Genomic DNA, 17,827 nt, shown 5'->3' with positions numbered 1-17,827 from the left:
TACGGGGTTACCTTAAAAAAAGTTTCCTTTTCTAAACATTCCCTCTCCAAACAAACAAAGAAACCTCCTGTTGTGGAGGTTTCAATCTCTATTCCTTATTTTTCTTCGCTTCTTTAATAAATGTTGTAATAATCGCCATCATATTCTCATTTTCATGTCTCAATTCTTCTGGATGCCACTGTGTTCCAAGCAAGAATGTTTTATTCTGATCTTCTAATTCTAATGCCTCGATTACACCGTCAGATGCTCGTGCTGCTACTCGGAGTCCTTTACCTACTTTTCCTATTGCTTGGTGATGAAAGCTGTTTACGGCAACTTCCTTTTCCCCAACAATCTTATAAAGTTTACTATCTTCTTCAATGCGAACGGTGTGAGAAGGTTCTGTTCGTGTTGCAGAAGATTGGAAGTGATTAATACTATCTGAAAACTCACTCTCCACATCCTGTATGATTGTACCTCCATAACTAACATTTAATAAATGATAGCCTCGACACATAGCTAGAATGGCTTTTTCGTTCTCACGTGCTTTTTTCACTAATTCAATCTCAAAGTCATCACGGTGTTTGTTCACCTTTTTCACCTTTGGGTGAGGTTCTTCATTATAAGTGATGGAGCTAATGTCTTCTCCACCTGTAAAGATTAATCCATCACACAATTCTGCATAATATTCAGCTTCTTCAGGCTTACCCATTGGAATGACAATAGGTATTCCTCCTGCATCTCTAACGGTTTCTGCAAATTTATTATAAACAACGATCGTATCAACGTTTTCATTATGAGTTTCAATCGTATTGATTGACATGATCGTACTTGTTAATCCAATTAATGGCTTTTGAGTCATATATAACTTCCTCTCCAATATGCTGTTCACTCATCTTTTACCTTAATAACCTATTCATAAACACCCATAATTTATCATTCCTATTACTATTAACCATTTATTCATACCTATTACATTTTTCATTCAAAAATAGAAACGAAAAACAGCTCACTAAACATGTGAGCTGTTCCTACTATTTATATCGCATGCTATTGTATCGGTGGTCTCGGCTTTCTTACAGAATAAACAAGTTCAATATCACCATTCTCTTTTACACGTTTCACAGTGTAAGTTTTCTCAACACCTTGCTCGGTATTGTGAAAGGTGATTCTATCTCCTTCTTCGAAATCTGATGTGCCTGTGTCCCATAATTTCTCGTCATCGGGTTTTCTCATACCTCTCACCCCTCGTATTCCGATTAATTGCCATTAACAATATGCCATTTAACTTTATTTTCCCCTACTTAGGAAAATGAATCCTAAATCGTATGTTAAAACATGCATATTTTACTCTCGTTATTGAGAATCCAGCATACAATCTCCTTTGTTCACTGGGAATAGAGTCCGGCTCAATATCGGAATTGGTATGTCAGCAGTTCAATTAGCTACTCTCTCACCAACCGGTTATGACAAGAATTTATGGACACCTCTTTATTGGTTAATTTTATAATCCACAATATTTATATAAAGTGCGCCTTATCCTAATATTTCTACTAATAGAGCTTAATCCCTTTAAATTATTTAAATTCTTTAATTATTTGTTTTATTATTTACTGACGGATAGTAGATCTAATTCTTTTGCAACAAACTCCATAAGTTCAGCAATTTTATTAGATGAAAAATCCAATTCGATACCTGCTGTTTTATAAACTTCTGGAAGTGACTTAGAGCTTCCAAGTTTCAGTGCTTCTTTATATTTGTTGATTGTTCCCTCTGGATCTTCTTTATAATTTTTGTACAATTGAATAGCACCAAGTTGCGAAATCGCATACTCAACAAAATAAAAAGGAACTTCATATATATGAAGGGTATAGAACCACCCTTTTACTTTCCATTCTTCATACCCTTTCCAATCTACGATTGAAGCATCATAGCGATCTTTCAATTCTCCAAACTTCTTCGTCCGTTCTTCCCACGTATGATTAGGATGTTGGTACAACCAGTGCTGAAATTGATCAATGACCATAATATATGGAAGACTCATCAAAGCCCCTTTTAGCTGATCTTTCTTCGCTCGATTTAGTTCTTCTTCTGTCTTGTAGAACTCATTCCAACGGTCCATCGTGAAAAGCTCCATACTCATACTAGCTAGCTCGGCGGACTCCATTGGAATTTGTTTATAAGCATATAATTCTTGATCACTCTTCAATAAATCGTGAATCGCATGCCCCATCTCATGCATAAAAACAACTAGGTCACTATCCGTGTTAGACATATTCATAAAGATAAACGGAAGCCCAGTTTCAGGTAGTGATTCACAGAATCCCCCCTGTGCTTTTCCTTTTCTGCTCGTTAAATCAAAAAGTTTCTTCTCATTCATTTCATGGACAAGTGAACCAAATGTAACATCCAGTTCGCTTAAAACTTTCGCTGATTTATTGATCAGCTCCACATCAGAACTTACCGGTCGTAAAGGTTTTCGACCGATTGCTTCCGCTTGAACATCCCATGGCTTATAAACATCAACTCCGATTTCAGCTTTATGCTCTTTTTGAAGTTGTATGGTGATCGGAAGAACATGTTCTCTTATGGATTCAGCGAGTTCCTTACAATCCTCTGGCGTATAGTCAAATCTATAATATTTTTTGAACATATAATCGTTAAAACCATCTAAACCCGCGTTCGCTGCTTTTTTCACTCGTAATTGAATCAACTCGTCAAGAATACTTTGTAGTTTCTCTTCTTCTTTCAAGATGGGCTCGTACAATGCTTTCATCGCTTTTTCTCTTATGTCACGCTTAGAATCTCTGATATGAACAAAAAGTTCACTAATCGTTACTTCTTTTCCCTCCCAATTTGAAGAGAGACTGCCAGTGACCTCAAAGTATTGATTCGTGAGAGCATCTTCTTGTTTTTCTATTTCTAAGTTGGCTTCTTGAAAAAGAGCAAATTGCGTTCTCAGCTTCTTTTTATATTCTCCAAAAACATCGTCTTGCAGTTCTGCCATATAAGGTGATTCTAGTACTTTCTCATCCAGTATCGATTGGTACTTTTTCAACATCGGCTTTATGTGCTGCTGATTAAATTCAAACTGTTGCTTAATTTCGTCGTTATTACTTTGGCATTGGAATGCAATATAATGTCTAAGCATCTCTTCTTCTACTTTTTCGTAAACACTTTTTTGCTGATTTAAAAAATTCATGAGATCATCTATGGAAGTTATGGTTACGCTTACAAGATTCTCAAACTCTTCTTTTAGTTCATTTATTTTCTGCTCGCTCATTTCGATTCCTCCCGAAAACGTTCTATTATCCACTTTACCACAAATAGGAAAATACTTGATAGATAGAATATTCTGCTATTCGTTTTTGCACAAAAAAACTGACCCATACTCGTACATATGAAGTACGAGTATGGGTCAGCTTGTTTTAAATCTCGTTGCTAGCAATTACAAATCATTATCACGTTTCCATCTGGATCTTCCACGTTAAACCAAGCTACTTCACCGTGCCACTCAATCTCTCGAATGACTTTCATGTTTTTTCCTTGTAGCTCTTTGTAAGCTGCATCAATATCTGGTGCAAATAGATTAAACATAGGACCAGAACCAGGTGATCGGTGGAAAGAAGGGTCAAACGTATGATCATCTAGTGATAATCCTGTTTGTCCTGTTACTGGAATGTTATGTACAGGTGATTGCACTTCACTTAAATCTATCGTTATCCCCAATAGATCACCATACCATTCTACAGATTTTTTTAGATCAGTTACATGCACGAATACATTGTTGATGTGGCTTTGAACAGCAGAGATACTCGTTACTTTCTCACTCATTTAAGACGCCTCCTAAGATTTACATTCTTCATACGTTCTTCGATATCCGTAAAAAGGTCTAAAATTTTGCCCTTCATAAAAAGTGTGCGATATACGTGATGCAACCATCTCCATACGTGCTGTTGGATACTTCGCTTGAATGATGTTCAACAGCTTTCCACCTAATCCTAGTCCTCGATAAGGCTTTGAGATCAGCATCTCGCATATATAGAGCGTTACGTGTTCATCTGTTAGCCCTCGTACATAACCTATTACCTCTTCGTTCTTTAACATGACATAGGCTATAGTAGATCTACTCCATGCTTGTTTTGTTTCTTTGTACCTTTCAACTAATTGTGTCCAACCTTCTTGTTTGTTTAGTTCTTGAATCGGCTCAAAATGCTTCTTTTCTATATAAGAAGCAAATGCTACATCCTCCACAGCTGTTTTCTCCTCTATAAAAGTGCTTTAACGTTCTGCACACCTTTTTCTACTTCTGCAAGAAGATCTCCTTCAAAATGTTCTTGCTCGACCACGCAATAATCTACTTTCTGTTCATCTGCTAATTTTAAGAAACTACCGATATCAAGAATTCCCGTTCCAGCGATCGTACTCTGTTTTTGACCATTTTTCTCTACCATATCTTTGAGGTGAAGGGATACACAACGGAAGCGATACTTATTAAGAAGCTCTTCAGGCTCAAACCCAGCATATTTTGCCCAATACGTATCGAGTTCCATCTTCACTAGATCAGCGTCTGTTTCTTGAAAGAGCAAATCGAACGGCATCTTACCATCAAGCTCGTAAAATTCGAAATCATGATTATGATAAGCAACGCGGATTCCATACTCTTTGCTTCTTAATCCGGCTTCGTTCAACACGTCTGCTACACGCTTGTAATCGTCGATCGATCTTCTTTCATGTTCCGTTAAGTATGGCATGATCATTAAATCATTCTCTAAGATAAGTTGATCTTCCATTTGCTTTTTAAATGCATCTCCAGAAAATTGCTGAAGTGGAATATGAGCTCCAGCAACCGTTAAAGCATTTTCATTCAATACCTTTTTTACTTCTTTAGCAGATATTCCAAACAATCCAGCAAATTGTACACTGTCATATCCAATGCTTTTTACTTTTTCCAATGTACCTAGTAAATTCTTTTCAGCCTCTTTTTGTATGGAGTATAGTTGCAATCCAATTTTTCTCATGTTTATCTCTCTCCCTTGTTTTAAACGTTTACAAAACTTTGTTCATCGATATGGATGCTTGTTTATAGCCTAGCTTTGTATATAGAGCAATTGCGTTTTCGTTCGAACCAAATACATGAAGACCAACATAGTCAGCTCCTTCATCTTTTGATTCATTCTCAAAAAAGCGAAGAGCGGCTTGAGCAATCCCTCGCTTACGGAATGCATCCAGCACGTAAATATGATAAAGAAAAGCTTTCTTCTCTTCTTTTGAAACATGAAACCAAAGGTAACCTGCTAGTTCATTTTCGCTTTTAATTTGAAACAAATGCTGTCCTTCTGTTTTTTCCTCATCTGGGAGCAGTTGTTCCATTTGTTTCTCTGCTTTTTCAGTAGCAAGCTCAGTATCTAGGTTATAATGTTCAGCTGTATCACAAATATAATCAGGCAACATAAACTTTAAATAATCTTTATACTGCTTGTTGTCCATTCTTTCAAATGTAATCAATCTTTATCTCCCCTTTACTTCATCAGATAATCAATGATTTCAGGCATCCTTTCACGCCAAGCTGTCTCATGATGTTTTCCGCCTTTGATTATTTCAAATTTAACGTCGAGGCTCTTACTCTTAAAGACTTCATAAACCTCTTCAGAGGAACGGATGTAATGAGCAGCATCCACTTTTGATGTGTCCTCATCAGTACCGATATCCATATAAAATCTTTTAAGTCCGCTCAGATCACTTTCTTTAATCAAACTCTCAATCTCTGTTTGATTGAACCAAAAAGCTGAAGATAGACTTGCTACTCTGCTGAATATATGAGGGTAGCGACAAGCTGCATACGTGGAGATCAGACCACCCATCGAGCTGCCTGCCATTAAAGTTTCATCAGGCTTCGTTCTGTATGTTTCATCAATCAACGGCTTTAACGTGTGTAGAATGAACTCAATGTATGCTGCTCCTTTTCCTCCATAAACCCCTTCAAATTTCAGAAGGTCAGGTCCCACTGTCGGATTTTCCCAAGGTGCGTATTCATTAAAACGCTCGAAGCCTTCATGATTACAGTCAATACCTACAATAATAAGAGGCGTTTTACTCGTCTTTAGATAATCACCTAATCCCCATGAAACACCGTAGCTAGCGTCTTCATCATTAAACAGATTTTGACCATCATGCATATACAGTACAGGGTAATGCTCATGGCTGTCCTTATAATCAAAAGGCAAACACACTCGAATCTGCCTTTCTATTCCCCCCAATTGTTTAATAGCTACTTTAAATTCTTGTAACATCATATTCTCCCATTCTATTTATGTATGTTGAGGCTGAAACCGTTAACAAAAAACTGTAAGGTCTCACGTTCATCCTCAGTTAGCTCCCGTTTGACTTGGACTTTATATTCTTCTTCAATAGCTTGTTGATTACCTTCAAATTCTTTTGTAAGGTTCGCGAATCTTCTTAACATGGATGTTTCAGTTTGAAACTCTTGTTTTGTCGCAGCCTTCCAATGAGAAAAAATATAAAAATCTGCGTCAAAGGATTGAAGTTGATCTAACAGATTCAGGGATCGATCCACCGTATAGTTATTTTTAGGTGCGTACATATTTGCGTAGAGACAATCCGATAAAAATAAAACCTTTTCTTCCTTTATGTAAACAATGATCGAATCTGTTGTATGGTCTCCTCCAACATGTTCAAGAATACACGTTACTCCACCTAGATCGATCTCCAACTTTTCATGAAACGTAATCGTTGGTAGCTTTATGTTAATGTTGCGGTGATCTGGAAATTCTTTTTTTATCGCTTCTGCACAAAATTCGATTTCAATACCTTGTTTGACTCTCTCATCTAGAGCTTCATCACTCCAAGAGAAAGGAAGGAGTTCCTGCATTTTTATTTTTGTTTCTGCTGAAGAAATTGAAGGAATGTTTAATGCTGGCAATCCAAAAATATGATCCCAATGCCAGTGTGTGATAACCACTAGATCTGGTTCTCGAATACCCTTTTTACTTAACTCATCTAAAAAATACGCTGCGTGATTCTCTGAGTTGCCTCCATCAATCATCAAAGTCATTTCGTTTCCTACAACAGCTCCTAAAATAGGACGATCTGTCTCTGAAACAGGTGTTTGATACCAAAAACGCTCTGTTAGTTTTTCTAATGTCTGCAAACAATCCAAGCCCCCATTCAAAAACATAGATTACAACATTATTGTACTTTAAATAATTAGTTAGGGTTAGAAAGATGCACATTCTGTTCCGTTTGTATTTCTTCAGGTATATGAGTTGGTGCGTTCGGTACTTTTCGAGTTCTTTGATCAAGTATTTCAGAGGAATAAAGTTTGATGACTAAACTCCCTCCATAACGTTTTGCACGAATTAGTATAGGCTGATTGTATTTGTTTTGAAATTGAAAATCTGGTCCATACCAACTGACGGTAGCATCTCTGCCTGATGGTACGTAAGGTACACGTTTGCTGTGCGAATAGCGTTGAACGATTTTTAGTCCTGCCCGATCTACAGCATTAAACAACGTTGAGGATACTTGGCATATTCCTCCACCAATTCCTTCAGACAATTCACCTCTCACGATGATCGGTGCACGCATGTAACCTTTTGCGGTCGTTCTTCTGCCTACGACTTGGTTGAATGAAAATGTCTCATTAGGAAAAACAACATGACTATCAAGAGCTTTTGCGGCAAGTTCAATATTTGTTGTTCGACTCTTATTATTTGAATTAAAGTATGTAACATATTGCCCAATTTGCTGGTTCTTAATATGAGCTAATACTTCTGTATCTACTTTTGGGTAGATATTCATTTCAGGCACATCTATTTTTTGAGATCCATTTTCAAAAAAATACGTGTAAAACTTTTCTTTAAATATTTTTCGATTTAATTTATAACCAACTTGTCCGGGTATAATACCTCCATAATCATTTAATTTAGCGTTAACAGGTGCTTTATATGATCTTTTTTCGAGCAAATCAACGAACTGATTATATTTTGTGTCATCGATCATTGGAAATCCAGGAATTGAACCTTCGAACTGTTTCCGGCTTACTTCTGCAAGCTTTTGCCCTTCCTGATTCACGATTAACTTTTCAGCGTTTTGTTCAACAGTTGTTGATAATAGAAGAAGTCCAGCTAACCATACTTGCAACATCGATCGATCACTCCGATTAATTATTTCTCTTATTCATAAAAACAAAGAGATCACGAATATGACCTCTTTGTTATTTTCATTTAAAATCTTTTTTTCATACTTGTTTTTCAGTCTTTTCCATTATCTTTCATTCCTGGTGATGGACCGCTTTTCCCAGGTTGAACACTTGGACTTGGTTTTGAATCTTTTTGTTGCATATCTTGTTTAGGTGCTTCAGGTGCTTGAGGAGTCTCACCTTTTTCTTCCATCTGCTTTGGAACTTGCTGCTCTTGGCCCTTTTCTTGCTCACCTTGTTGCTGTTCCTGTTGCTGACCTTCACCTTGTTCAATTTGGCCTGCTCCGCCACCTTGGCCTGCTCCGCCGCCTTGACCTGCTCCGCCGCCTTGGCCTGCTCCGCCGCCTTGACCTGCTCCGCCGCCTTGACCTGCTCCGCCGCCTTGACCTGCTCCGCCGCCTTGACCTGCTCCGCCGCCTTGGCCTGCTCCGCCACCTTGACCTGCTCCGCCGCCTTGACCTGCTCCGCCGCCTTGACCTGCTCCGCCGCCTTGGCCTGCTCCGCCACCTTGACCTGCTCCGCCGCCTTGACGAACTTTAGGTAATTTTAAAGAAGAGTAAGCGTAAAGAATTGATTGATACGTACGAGCGTCAACTGATCCTGTCACAGGTAGTCCATGACTCTTTTGAAAATACTTTACACCCTTCACTGTAGATGCGTTATAGTAACCATTTATTTTTCCAGAATAACTGCCTAAGGACTTAAGCATGGATTGAATCGCGTATACATCTGGACCTTTTGCATTCTTCCCAACTGCAGAAGCTGCGTTTGAAGTACCTAATAGTAGAGCTAATGCCAGAACAAAGGCACTCACATATTTTGAAATATTCTTTGCATTTTTTTGCCAATACATCTTGTGACATCTCCTTATATCTTAATTGTTGTAACGCTTTTTAATTTTTCCCAAAATACTTTTTTTATGATGCGTTCTCGCCCAAAAAATTTCTATAACAAAAATAAACCTGAATCCGTTAAGATTCAGGCCATGGAAGGTCTATTGTTTTGTGTTAAGTGGTTTTAATTTTCCCTCAATTTCTTCACGATGTGGTTCTAAAAAAGGAGGTAGTGCAAGTGATTCTCCTAGATGTTCTAACTCTTCATCTGTATCAAATCCGGGACCATCTGTTGCAAGTTCAAAAAGGATGCGATTTGGTTCACGGAAATATAGAGATTTAAAATAGAAACGATCTACAAATCCAGAATTCGGAAACCGAGATGTTTTTACTTTTTCAATCCATTCATGAAGCTCTTCTTCATTATCTACTCGAAAGGCTACATGGTGCACTCCACCTCGACCAAGTCGTTCTTGAGGGAGGTCATTTCGTTCTTCTACGTGAATTTCAGCACCGCTACCCCCTTCACCTGTTTCTAAAACAATGATTTCAGGTTGACCTTCCACTTCAGGTTCGTAGCTTACAGTTTGTTTAAAACCTAATAGTTCTGTTAGCACTCCAACAGTTGGTTCAGCTGCAGGAACAGTTAACCTTACAGGACCTAGCCCAACTACTGCATATTCTTCTGGTGTTGTACTTTTACTCCACGGCTGTCCTCCTGCAACACCCCTGTTGTTTTCATCAGAAACTAAGATCATCCTCTGACCTTCAGGATCTCTAAATGCCAAAGTGTTACGACCTGCGCGCACCTTAATATGTTCTGATTCAATTCCATGTTCTTTTAAACGCTCTTTCCAAAAGTGTAGAGCATCATCATTTTTTACACGAAGTGAAATAGCAGAGATGCTGTTGTTCCCATCATGGTTTCTTCCAGCCATCGGAATTTCAAAAAACGTAAGCTCTGTTCCTGGATTTCCTTTCTCATCGCCATAAAACAAATGATAGACGCTTGTGTCATCCTGATTTACAGTTTTCTTGATCAGTCTTAATCCCATTACCTCTGTATAGAATTTAAAGTTCTCAGGTGCTTTTGCAGTTAGCGCGGAAACATGGTGAATTCCTTTTAGTTTCATGATCCAACCCTCTTCCATAACATTTTTTTCTTATTATCTCCCTTTGGTAAAAAAATGCCCAATAAAAAGCTTCGAACTAAACACGAATGCACGCTAACTAACTGAGTATTTAAATCTATACTTTGTGGACGAAAAAGAACTCCTCAATAAAGGAGTCCTGCAGTTTTTAGTCTATTCTACAACCAAGTAATGCATACTGAACCAGTTCTTATCATCACACCATACTTTTTTGGGTGTGAACCCACAATCCCTTGCCATATTTTGAAACTCATCAATTGTGAACTTATAAGAATTCTCAGTGTGAATAGTCTCTCCCTCGGTGAATAAGACGTTCTCATTACCTATGGTTATCGTCTGATCTACCATGCTAACTAGGTGCATTTCAATTCTGCCCTTTTCAGCATGATAAAAAGCATGATGTTGAAATTTTTCAAGGTCAAAGTTTGCCAAGAGTTCTCTGTTTAATCGGTTTAATAAGTTTTTATTGAATTGACTTGTGATCCCTTTACTATCGTTATAAGCTGCATTCAATACAGCATGATCTTTTTTCATATCTACTCCAATCAACAAACCGCCATCAGGTTTAAGAAAATCCGCTGTCATCTTTAAAAAATTCATTCTTTCTTTGGGCTCAAAGTTCCCAATAGTAGATCCCGGAAAAAATACAGCTTTGCGTTTAGATGTGAGCTCTGGCACCTCAAACTTATCCGTGTAATCCGCAGAAACTGCATGAACATCCAGATGAGGATATTCTATAGACAGCGCTCGTGCTGATTGATAAAGAAAATCTTTTGAGATATCAATCGGCACATATTCTTTGAGCTTAGGCATCGCCTCTAAAAGTGTCCTCACTTTTTCACTGCTGCCACTTCCAAACTCTACGAGTGCCGTATCCCTTCCGATTGCGTCAGCCATTTCCCCTTTATATTTGTTTAGGATAAAGAGTTCTGTTCGGGTCGGATAGTATTCTGTAAGCATCGTAATGGCTTCAAACAGCTCAGAACCTTTTTTATCATAAAAATACTTTGGAGAAATGAACTTCTTCTCTTGTTGCAATCCTAGGAGTACCTCACTATACATATCTGTTTCAGGTTCGTTTCCGATGTGATAATGAACGTTCGATCTAACTGTTTTCATGTGAGGTCCCCCGCTAAGCGAATGCCGCTGAACTGCCATCTTTTATCAGCTTGAAAAAAGTTGCGATAAGTAGGTCGAATATGCAATTTTGAGGTTACACATGATCCTCCACGTAAAACCATTTGATTGCACATGAACTTCGCATTATATTCTCCGAGCGCACCTTCGAGCGGTTTACTCTCTGGATACGAAGTGTAGGGGCTACTGGTCCATTCCCATACATCTCCAAAGGCTTTCTTTATCGGTGATTTTGTATAAGACTCACCCGCAATCGGATGATATGATTCTTCTTCAACAAAATTTCCTTCTATTGGGATGGAACTCATCGCATGTTCCCACTCTGCTTCTGTTGGCAGCCTTTTTCCGCTCCACCTAGCATAAGCATCCGCCTCATAAAAACTTACATGACAGACAGGTTCATCAAGATTTAATTTCTTTTCACCTGTTAACGTGAACGTGTACCATCCATCCTCAGCCTTACGCCAATAAAGGGGATGTTTCCAATTTTCTTTTTTGACTGTTGCCCAGCCATCCGACAACCAATGCTCAGGCTGCTCATATCCTCCCGCTTCAATAAAAGAAAGATATTCTCCGTTCGTAACGGGATGGGAAGATATCTGATAAGCATTCAACCAAACCTTATGACGAGGCCGTTCATTATCAAATGAGAACCCTGCTCCTTCAAAACCAATTTCAACGAGTCCTCCTTCAAACTTAATTTCATTGACTTGCGATTGATGATCAGTTGTTGTGTGATTACTTGTTGTAGAAGGTTCTGTGTACGAAGGCAGCATAGGGTTGCAGCTGAAGTTATATTTTACATCCGTTAAAAGAAGTTCTTGGTGTTGCTGTTCGTGTTGAAGACCGATCTCAATTAAATCTTCAACCCCTTCTGGAAGCTGATCTCCATAGTCTTTAAGCAGACTCACTATCCCTTCGTTTACATAGTTTCGATACGCATACACTTCTTCCATAGACGGCCTTGAAAGTACGCCTCTAGAATGTCTGGGATGATAAGAACCAATGGTTTCATAGTAGGAATTAAAAAGATAATCAAAATTTGGATTAAACGGAACGTATGAAGGATTCTTTTCTTTTAGGATAAATCGTTCAAAAAACCATGTCGTGTGTGCCAGATGCCACTTTGGCGGACTTACATCTGGCATAGCCTGAATAATCGTATCTTCATGTTGAAGCTTTGATGCTAGTTTTTCAGATAATGATCTGATTGCACTAAACTGCTCACTTAACCGTGCTACCGCTAACTGATCGATTGCCATAAGTATCCTCCCTTTATTAGCTATTGCTTTCTACCACATTGCCTTCTGTTGGAATAGGATGTTCTTTTAAAAGCTTTGCAAAGTGAATCAGATTGTACGTCATTATTTTATTGTGCTGCATCGTGAAATCATTTTTGTTTCCTTCCGCTTCAATATAGGAAGGTCCTGGACCTGCTTCACCAACCCAATATGTATCCACATTCGGTGGTAGTGTAAATCCAATGTGAGACAAGCCGTACAGAATGGAAGCACTCGCGTGTTTCGCTCCATCTTCATTACCTGTCACAACTACCCCTGCCACCTTGTTATAAAATATATATTGGCCTTTTTCGTTCGTCATACCACTCGCGCCATATAGCCTCTCGATCGCTTGTGTAGCAAGGCTGCTCTTTTCACCTAGCCAGAGCGGTGTTCCGATGATGAGGATATCAGCCGCTTTTACTTTTTCAAAAATCTGTGGCCACTCGTCACCCTCCCCTTCATCTTCCGAAACACCGTATGCGATTCTGTAATCAGCAAGCCTTACCATCTCAGTATCTATGTTGTTCTTATTGAAAATATGCACCGCTTCGTTCATCAAACTTTCTGTATTGGAGACTTCTTCACCACTTTTAAGTGACGCATTAAGCAGAAGTGCTTTAATCAAAAGCTTGTCCCTCCTTGTTTAAAACCATATTAAAGTATAAATAGCCGAAAATTAGAAAATTAAAACAACTTAAACAAATTCTTAACATGAAGGGAGATGTATTTTGAGAATTGTAGGGATTTCGTTTTAGTGACGTTTGGGTTGCGTCTGAGGAGGACAATTTCATTTGATTTGTTCATGCGGCAAGCAAACTCCCGATTGTGATTTGACTAGGGGGTGTAATTAAGTCGAGATCGAGAGTGATTAAGTCTAATTTGCTAGTAATTAAGTCTAAAATAAATTAATTAAGTCTAAATCGATAGCAATTAAGTTTAAATTGAAAAATAAAGGCTTTTCGACAAATCATGATACACCCTCTCTACCTTTTAAGTAACAAAAAAAGAGAGCCTACGAAAAGCAGTCTCTCTTTTAGCAGTATTAATCTTTTAAAAACTTGCGGTCGAAAATGAACGGTCCGAATGGCAAGACAGAGGATAACAGCGCCAAGAATGCGCGCATGATCGGCCACTTCTTCACGTTGTACACATACAGAATGACTAAAATGTAAAGAACGAACAACAGACCATGAAGAGCACCAACGATTGATACGGCCATCGGCTGATCTAAGAAATACTTCAGTGGCATGGCGATGAAAAGAAGGATTAGGAACGAAGCACCTTCAAGATATCCCACTGTTTTTAACGTTTTTATCGGATTCATAAATGAATTTACCTCCATTATCACATAATGACGATTCTATCTATAGTTTTATCATAAGTATGTAGAAGTTAGACTTCCAAACCATAACTATTGTGTGAACAAATGCAAAAAATAGTTGGGGTCAGACCCCCAACTATTTCTCTTTGAATTCCCTTTCATTTTTCCACTCGGGTGTTTGCTCTATTTTCACTATAAAATAATGCTTCTTTACTTTTTTAGTCTATTTTTCATATCTGCAATGATTTCTTCGTACGGCGTATTCTCTACTCCATCATATCTAGAGACTACTTTTCCTTCTTTATTAACTAAAAAAAATGCAGTCGCATGGATGAATTGATCTGAGTTAGGATCAGCCACTACAGGTGTTTTGAATGAATCTTTTGCTAATTGTTCAATTTGTTTTTGTTCATAACCACCCAGGAAGTGCCAGTTGGAGAAGTCCGCGTCATAGTTTTCACCAAACTTCTTCAATGCCTCAGCATTATCTCTTTTTGGATCGATAGAGAAAGAAACAAATTCCACATCTACACTCTCTTCTTTTGCCATATCTTGAAGTTTAGCCATATGAGCAGTCATCGGCGGACAAACTGTCGTACAGTTCGTGAAGATAAAATTCGCCATCCACACTTTACCCTTTAAGTCTTCCAACCCAAATTCAGCTTCGTTTTGGTCTTTGAAAGAAAACGACTGAACGTCCCAGTCTAATGACTGAGACGTCTCCTTGCTTTCGGTATTATGTTGTTCGTGGTTCTTATGATTCTCGTGTTCGTCCTTGGATCCACCTGAACCGCATGCTGATAAGATTGCTATCGTCAGCACAAGTCCGAAAATTAACATCATTCTTTTCATGATAAGTTCACCTCTAATAATATTATGACAGCCATGCCTGAAGCGGTTTTACTCGTGGTATAACAAAACGATCTAGTAAGAATACGAAGACAAAAGATATACCTGCAAGAGGCATAACAATACCTGTAATGATCATGAGGACGATAATCCACGGCTTTAGCTTCTTGTCCGATTTCTTTGGCACTCCTAATTTTCCAGAAGGTTTACGCTTTTTCCACATGATGAGTGAGAAGATGACGATCGCCACTAAACCAAGAGCAGCTATCGCTCCTAAAATCTGGTTAGCAAGACCAAAATAATGACCTTCATGCAGTGCGATTCCAATCGATATGGCCTTAGCCATCCATCCATAGTCACTAAACCTTATATCCTCTACGATTTCTCCGTTATACTGGTTAAAATAAACCGTCGCTTCATTTTCCGGTTTATCTCGTGAAGAAGCAATCGTAAATACGCCATCTTCTCCTCTGGGCAATGAAATCGTGTAAGGCTTTTGAATCTTGTTCTCTTGAGCTAAGTACATCACTTGATCAACAGAGAGGGATCCATCATCTTTTTTTGATGCTGGTGCAGGGTTGTTCTCAGTTGCCCACGGAATGTCTTCTGCGATCTCACCTGTTGTCTTCTCTGCTGTTGGCGCCATGAATGCATAAGTTGGATAGCCTGCATTTGCATTCGTCGCGAGCTTATTTATCTGTTCTCCCATCACACCTGACCATGGCAGCCCTGTCACGATTAGGATCAAAATCATCAGCGATAGCCAGAATGCTGTTACTGCGTGAAGGTCTCTCCAGAACATGCGGCCTCTCTTTTTTAAACGAGGAAAGATCGTTCCCATGAAAGTCTTCTTGTTTCTTGGCCACCATATGTATAAGCCTGTAATCAATATGATGATCGTCCAACATGCAGCCAGTTCAACGAACCTATTGATGAACGTTCCTCCAACAATCCATTCACTGTGTAGCTTAGCGACAACATTTTTGAAATGATCTTCGTCAAGCATCGTTCCTGTTATAGACGCTGTGTATGGGTTTACATAAACCTGTGTAACCACATCATTTTCTATAACTTTTACTAAAGTAGCTCGAGTATCTTCTTTCGGCAATCTGATTGAACCAATCTCTGCTCCAGGGTACTCCGCTAGAACTGTGTCAATCTGCTGTGAGAGCGGAAGTGATTGATCGCCTTTTTGAACAATGATCTTGTCTTTGTAGATCATCGTCTCAATTTCAGCTTGAAATAAATATAACGCGCCACTAATAGCAAGTAAGATTAAAAAAGGTGCAAAGATAATCCCACCATAAAAATGCCATCTCCAAAACGTCTGGTAGAGACTGTTAGATGTCTTTGATGGATTTTCATTGCTTTCTGGTAGCTTGTAAGCTGTTGCTTGCATATTTATATTCTCCTTATTCGTACTCAATATGGAAAAGTATAAACAACAAGCATGAAATGGTAATCACTCTAAAGGGTGATTACGAAAATAAAAATGTGTCCATTGTATGACGCTTTAAATTAAACGATACCGTTATCGTAAGCATAGCTTGCTAATTGGACACGATTTTCTAGATGCAGTTTTCCTAAAATATTCTTCATATGGGTTTTGACAGTATTCTCAGAAATATTGAGTACTTTCGAGATTTCCTTATTCGAATGCCCCTTTGCTACCAGTTGTAATACATCCTGTTCCCTGGCAGAAAGTGTTTGCTCAGCTTGTCCATCCTTCTTGAATTCTTTCCATATTCGAAAAGCCATCTCTTTCGACATCGGAATTTCATCCATAGCATATGCTTTCAAACCGTTCAGCATATCTTCTGTGTTCAAATTTTTGAGAAGGTATCCTTGTGCACCACGCTTTAAAGCTTCAAACCAGTCCGTAATGTCATAAGAAACCGTCATAATCACTACTTTTACGTTTGGAAACTGCTTCTTAATTTCTTTAGTTGCCTCAAAACCATTCATCTTCGGCATCGATATATCCATAAGAACAAGATCTGGCATAAGAGCTTTAGTCTTCTCTACTGCTTGTAAACCATTAGATGCTTCACCTACTATCTCAAACTCGGTCTGACACTCAAGAATCTCTTTGACACCTTCTCGAGCAAGATGATGATCATCGACAATCAATAAACGAATAGGCTGCGTCATGCATTTTCCTCCTTCTCTACCGTAACCGTCGTTTTCCCTTCCGTGCTGGCGATTTTTAATTTCCAGTCCATAGAATACGCTCTGTCTTGTAAAATTTTTAGTCCGAATCCATCTGTAGGCTTTTGAGAATCAAATCCTGATCCTTGATCCTCAACGGTACATATCCATCCTTTTGGAGTAGTTGTCGTATTCAACCATATTTCGTTCGTATCAGCGTGTTTGATAACATTGATGATTGCTTCACGTACACAAGCAAACAACTCGATTTTTTCCTTTGAAGTTAGATCATCGTCATTCAAACTCCACTCGCGATGTATCTTGAAGTCATGCTGACTCTCCATTTCATTGAAGAATGCATTTAATGATCGTGTCCACGAAATATCAGCTTGAGCTGGTACGTTTCGAAGATTTTGAATGGCACTTCGCGTATCATCGTGAATGTGCTGCAAGGTTTTTTTTAGTTTATGATACGATTTATCATCTCTACTAAACTCACTTTCTAGCTTATTCACTTGAACAGAGAGAAAAAATAAAGACTGAGCGATACCATCATGCAGCTCTTTCGCAATTTTCTCCCGTTCTTCTAAGACCGCCTTCTCAGAACGTTCTCTCTGAAGCTCTTGCTGCATGCGCTCTAATCTTCCAAACAAGATATTCAAAAAATAAAGCGTAACAAGAAATACGATGATGGCAGACAGCCAGTTTCCCGTGTTCATGGATATATAAGGCAATAGAACCGTATGTCTAACGTATTCCCATAAACCAACGGAAATCGTTGGAATGAGCAGGATCAACCACTTAATTTGTCTGTACGTCATCTGCCGGACTTCCCTTCATTTCTCACAAATTCTATAAACATAATAAATCATACCATAAAAAAAACCGACGCAAGGTACGCCGGT

At 38.6% G+C, this 17,827-nt stretch carries 20 protein-coding genes; all 20 read right to left on the bottom strand.

What is annotated here, in order from left to right; all coding sequences use genetic code 11:
- Nucleotides 1–88: 88 nt before the first annotated feature.
- Nucleotides 89–841: a gamma-glutamyl-gamma-aminobutyrate hydrolase family protein gene (locus I5J82_RS01930; RefSeq protein WP_144702280.1), complete on the bottom strand. Its 753-nt coding sequence runs from the start codon at nucleotides 839–841 to the stop codon at nucleotides 89–91.
- Between the two features lie 188 nt (nucleotides 842–1,029).
- Nucleotides 1,030–1,215: a hypothetical protein gene (locus I5J82_RS01925; protein ID WP_144702283.1), complete on the bottom strand. Its 186-nt coding sequence runs from the start codon at nucleotides 1,213–1,215 to the stop codon at nucleotides 1,030–1,032.
- Nucleotides 1,216–1,585: 370 nt separating this feature from the next.
- A complete protein-coding gene (locus tag I5J82_RS01920; protein ID WP_198766424.1) occupies nucleotides 1,586–3,262 on the bottom strand; it encodes a M3 family oligoendopeptidase in 1,677 nt (558 codons plus the stop codon).
- Nucleotides 3,263–3,420: 158 nt separating this feature from the next.
- Nucleotides 3,421–3,813: a VOC family protein gene (locus I5J82_RS01915; RefSeq protein WP_144702288.1), complete on the bottom strand. Its 393-nt coding sequence runs from the start codon at nucleotides 3,811–3,813 to the stop codon at nucleotides 3,421–3,423.
- A gap of 12 nt (nucleotides 3,814–3,825) precedes the next feature.
- Nucleotides 3,826–4,233 (bottom strand): GNAT family N-acetyltransferase, encoded by a 408-nt coding sequence (locus tag I5J82_RS01910; RefSeq protein ID WP_198766423.1) that lies wholly within the window; start codon nucleotides 4,231–4,233, stop codon nucleotides 3,826–3,828.
- Nucleotides 4,234–4,247: 14 nt separating this feature from the next.
- Nucleotides 4,248–5,000 carry a sugar phosphate isomerase/epimerase family protein gene (locus I5J82_RS01905; RefSeq protein ID WP_198766422.1) on the bottom strand — a complete coding sequence of 251 codons (753 nt, stop codon included), beginning with the start codon at nucleotides 4,998–5,000 and terminating at the stop codon, nucleotides 4,248–4,250.
- A 28-nt stretch (nucleotides 5,001–5,028) separates the two neighbouring features.
- The gene (locus tag I5J82_RS01900) at nucleotides 5,029–5,487 is read right to left on the bottom strand and encodes a GNAT family N-acetyltransferase (protein WP_198766421.1); all 459 of its coding nucleotides are present in this window, start codon (nucleotides 5,485–5,487) and stop codon (nucleotides 5,029–5,031) included.
- Between the two features lie 14 nt (nucleotides 5,488–5,501).
- Entirely contained in the window at nucleotides 5,502–6,272 is a 771-nt protein-coding gene (locus tag I5J82_RS01895) for an alpha/beta hydrolase (RefSeq protein WP_198766420.1), read from the bottom strand.
- 14 nt (nucleotides 6,273–6,286) lie between these two features.
- Complete coding sequence (locus tag I5J82_RS01890; protein WP_198766419.1) at nucleotides 6,287–7,150, bottom strand: MBL fold metallo-hydrolase; 864 nt, start codon at nucleotides 7,148–7,150, stop codon at nucleotides 6,287–6,289.
- A 56-nt stretch (nucleotides 7,151–7,206) separates the two neighbouring features.
- Nucleotides 7,207–8,145 (bottom strand): VanW family protein, encoded by a 939-nt coding sequence (locus I5J82_RS01885; protein WP_198766418.1) that lies wholly within the window; start codon nucleotides 8,143–8,145, stop codon nucleotides 7,207–7,209.
- A 107-nt stretch (nucleotides 8,146–8,252) separates the two neighbouring features.
- Nucleotides 8,253–9,053, bottom strand: coding sequence for a peptidoglycan-binding domain-containing protein (locus I5J82_RS01880; protein WP_198766417.1), 801 nt, complete (start codon nucleotides 9,051–9,053; stop codon nucleotides 8,253–8,255).
- 141 nt (nucleotides 9,054–9,194) lie between these two features.
- A complete protein-coding gene (locus tag I5J82_RS01875) occupies nucleotides 9,195–10,166 on the bottom strand; it encodes a ring-cleaving dioxygenase (protein WP_198766416.1) in 972 nt (323 codons plus the stop codon).
- Between the two features lie 171 nt (nucleotides 10,167–10,337).
- On the bottom strand, nucleotides 10,338–11,303 hold the full coding sequence (gene egtD / locus I5J82_RS01870; protein WP_198766415.1) for an L-histidine N(alpha)-methyltransferase: 966 nt from the start codon (nucleotides 11,301–11,303) through the stop codon (nucleotides 10,338–10,340).
- Nucleotides 11,300–12,583 carry an ergothioneine biosynthesis protein EgtB gene (egtB, locus tag I5J82_RS01865; RefSeq protein ID WP_198766414.1) on the bottom strand — a complete coding sequence of 428 codons (1,284 nt, stop codon included), beginning with the start codon at nucleotides 12,581–12,583 and terminating at the stop codon, nucleotides 11,300–11,302. The genes egtD and egtB overlap by 4 nt, the downstream gene beginning before the upstream one ends.
- Before the next feature lie 16 nt (nucleotides 12,584–12,599).
- On the bottom strand, nucleotides 12,600–13,226 hold the full coding sequence (locus I5J82_RS01860; protein ID WP_198768877.1) for a flavodoxin family protein: 627 nt from the start codon (nucleotides 13,224–13,226) through the stop codon (nucleotides 12,600–12,602).
- Nucleotides 13,227–13,646: 420 nt separating this feature from the next.
- Nucleotides 13,647–13,928: a DUF3817 domain-containing protein gene (locus I5J82_RS01855; RefSeq protein ID WP_198766413.1), complete on the bottom strand. Its 282-nt coding sequence runs from the start codon at nucleotides 13,926–13,928 to the stop codon at nucleotides 13,647–13,649.
- Between the two features lie 207 nt (nucleotides 13,929–14,135).
- Entirely contained in the window at nucleotides 14,136–14,777 is a 642-nt protein-coding gene (locus tag I5J82_RS01850; protein ID WP_198766412.1) for an SCO family protein, read from the bottom strand.
- Between the two features lie 22 nt (nucleotides 14,778–14,799).
- Entirely contained in the window at nucleotides 14,800–16,173 is a 1,374-nt protein-coding gene (locus I5J82_RS01845) for a PepSY-associated TM helix domain-containing protein (protein WP_198766411.1), read from the bottom strand.
- A gap of 119 nt (nucleotides 16,174–16,292) precedes the next feature.
- Nucleotides 16,293–16,925, bottom strand: a complete 633-nt coding sequence (locus I5J82_RS01840; RefSeq protein ID WP_198766410.1) for a response regulator — start codon at nucleotides 16,923–16,925, stop codon at nucleotides 16,293–16,295.
- Nucleotides 16,922–17,743, bottom strand: coding sequence for a sensor histidine kinase (locus I5J82_RS01835; RefSeq protein ID WP_198766409.1), 822 nt, complete (start codon nucleotides 17,741–17,743; stop codon nucleotides 16,922–16,924). Before I5J82_RS01835 ends, I5J82_RS01840 begins: the two co-directional genes overlap by 4 nt.
- Nucleotides 17,744–17,827: the final 84 nt, after the last annotated feature.

Source organism: Fictibacillus halophilus, assembly GCF_016401385.1.
GTDB lineage: Bacteria > Bacillota > Bacilli > Bacillales > Fictibacillaceae > Fictibacillus > Fictibacillus halophilus.
The sequence above is the reverse complement of the archived record's forward strand: the minus strand, read 5'-3'. Positions and strand labels throughout refer to the sequence as shown.

Excerpts from the sequence above, each read along its gene's own strand:
- I5J82_RS01880 (WP_198766417.1), bottom strand. The coding sequence starts at position 9,053 with ATGTATTGGCAAAAAAATGCAAAGAATATTTCAAAATATGTGAGTGCC.
- egtD (WP_198766415.1), bottom strand. The coding sequence starts at position 11,303 with ATGAAAACAGTTAGATCGAACGTTCATTATCACATCGGAAACGAACCT.
- I5J82_RS01905 (WP_198766422.1), bottom strand. The coding sequence starts at position 5,000 with ATGAGAAAAATTGGATTGCAACTATACTCCATACAAAAAGAGGCTGAA.
- I5J82_RS01930 (WP_144702280.1), bottom strand. The coding sequence starts at position 841 with ATGACTCAAAAGCCATTAATTGGATTAACAAGTACGATCATGTCAATC.
- I5J82_RS01885 (WP_198766418.1), bottom strand. The coding sequence starts at position 8,145 with ATGTTGCAAGTATGGTTAGCTGGACTTCTTCTATTATCAACAACTGTT.
- I5J82_RS01920 (WP_198766424.1), bottom strand. The coding sequence starts at position 3,262 with ATGAGCGAGCAGAAAATAAATGAACTAAAAGAAGAGTTTGAGAATCTT.
- I5J82_RS01915 (WP_144702288.1), bottom strand. The coding sequence starts at position 3,813 with ATGAGTGAGAAAGTAACGAGTATCTCTGCTGTTCAAAGCCACATCAAC.
- I5J82_RS01845 (WP_198766411.1), bottom strand. The coding sequence starts at position 16,173 with ATGCAAGCAACAGCTTACAAGCTACCAGAAAGCAATGAAAATCCATCA.
- I5J82_RS01875 (WP_198766416.1), bottom strand. The coding sequence starts at position 10,166 with ATGAAACTAAAAGGAATTCACCATGTTTCCGCGCTAACTGCAAAAGCA.
- egtB (WP_198766414.1), bottom strand. The coding sequence starts at position 12,583 with ATGGCAATCGATCAGTTAGCGGTAGCACGGTTAAGTGAGCAGTTTAGT.
- I5J82_RS01895 (WP_198766420.1), bottom strand. The coding sequence starts at position 6,272 with ATGTTACAAGAATTTAAAGTAGCTATTAAACAATTGGGGGGAATAGAA.
- I5J82_RS01840 (WP_198766410.1), bottom strand. The coding sequence starts at position 16,925 with ATGACGCAGCCTATTCGTTTATTGATTGTCGATGATCATCATCTTGCT.
- I5J82_RS01855 (WP_198766413.1), bottom strand. The coding sequence starts at position 13,928 with ATGAATCCGATAAAAACGTTAAAAACAGTGGGATATCTTGAAGGTGCT.
- I5J82_RS01835 (WP_198766409.1), bottom strand. The coding sequence starts at position 17,743 with ATGACGTACAGACAAATTAAGTGGTTGATCCTGCTCATTCCAACGATT.
- I5J82_RS01925 (WP_144702283.1), bottom strand. The coding sequence starts at position 1,215 with ATGAGAAAACCCGATGACGAGAAATTATGGGACACAGGCACATCAGAT.
- I5J82_RS01850 (WP_198766412.1), bottom strand. The coding sequence starts at position 14,777 with ATGAAAAGAATGATGTTAATTTTCGGACTTGTGCTGACGATAGCAATC.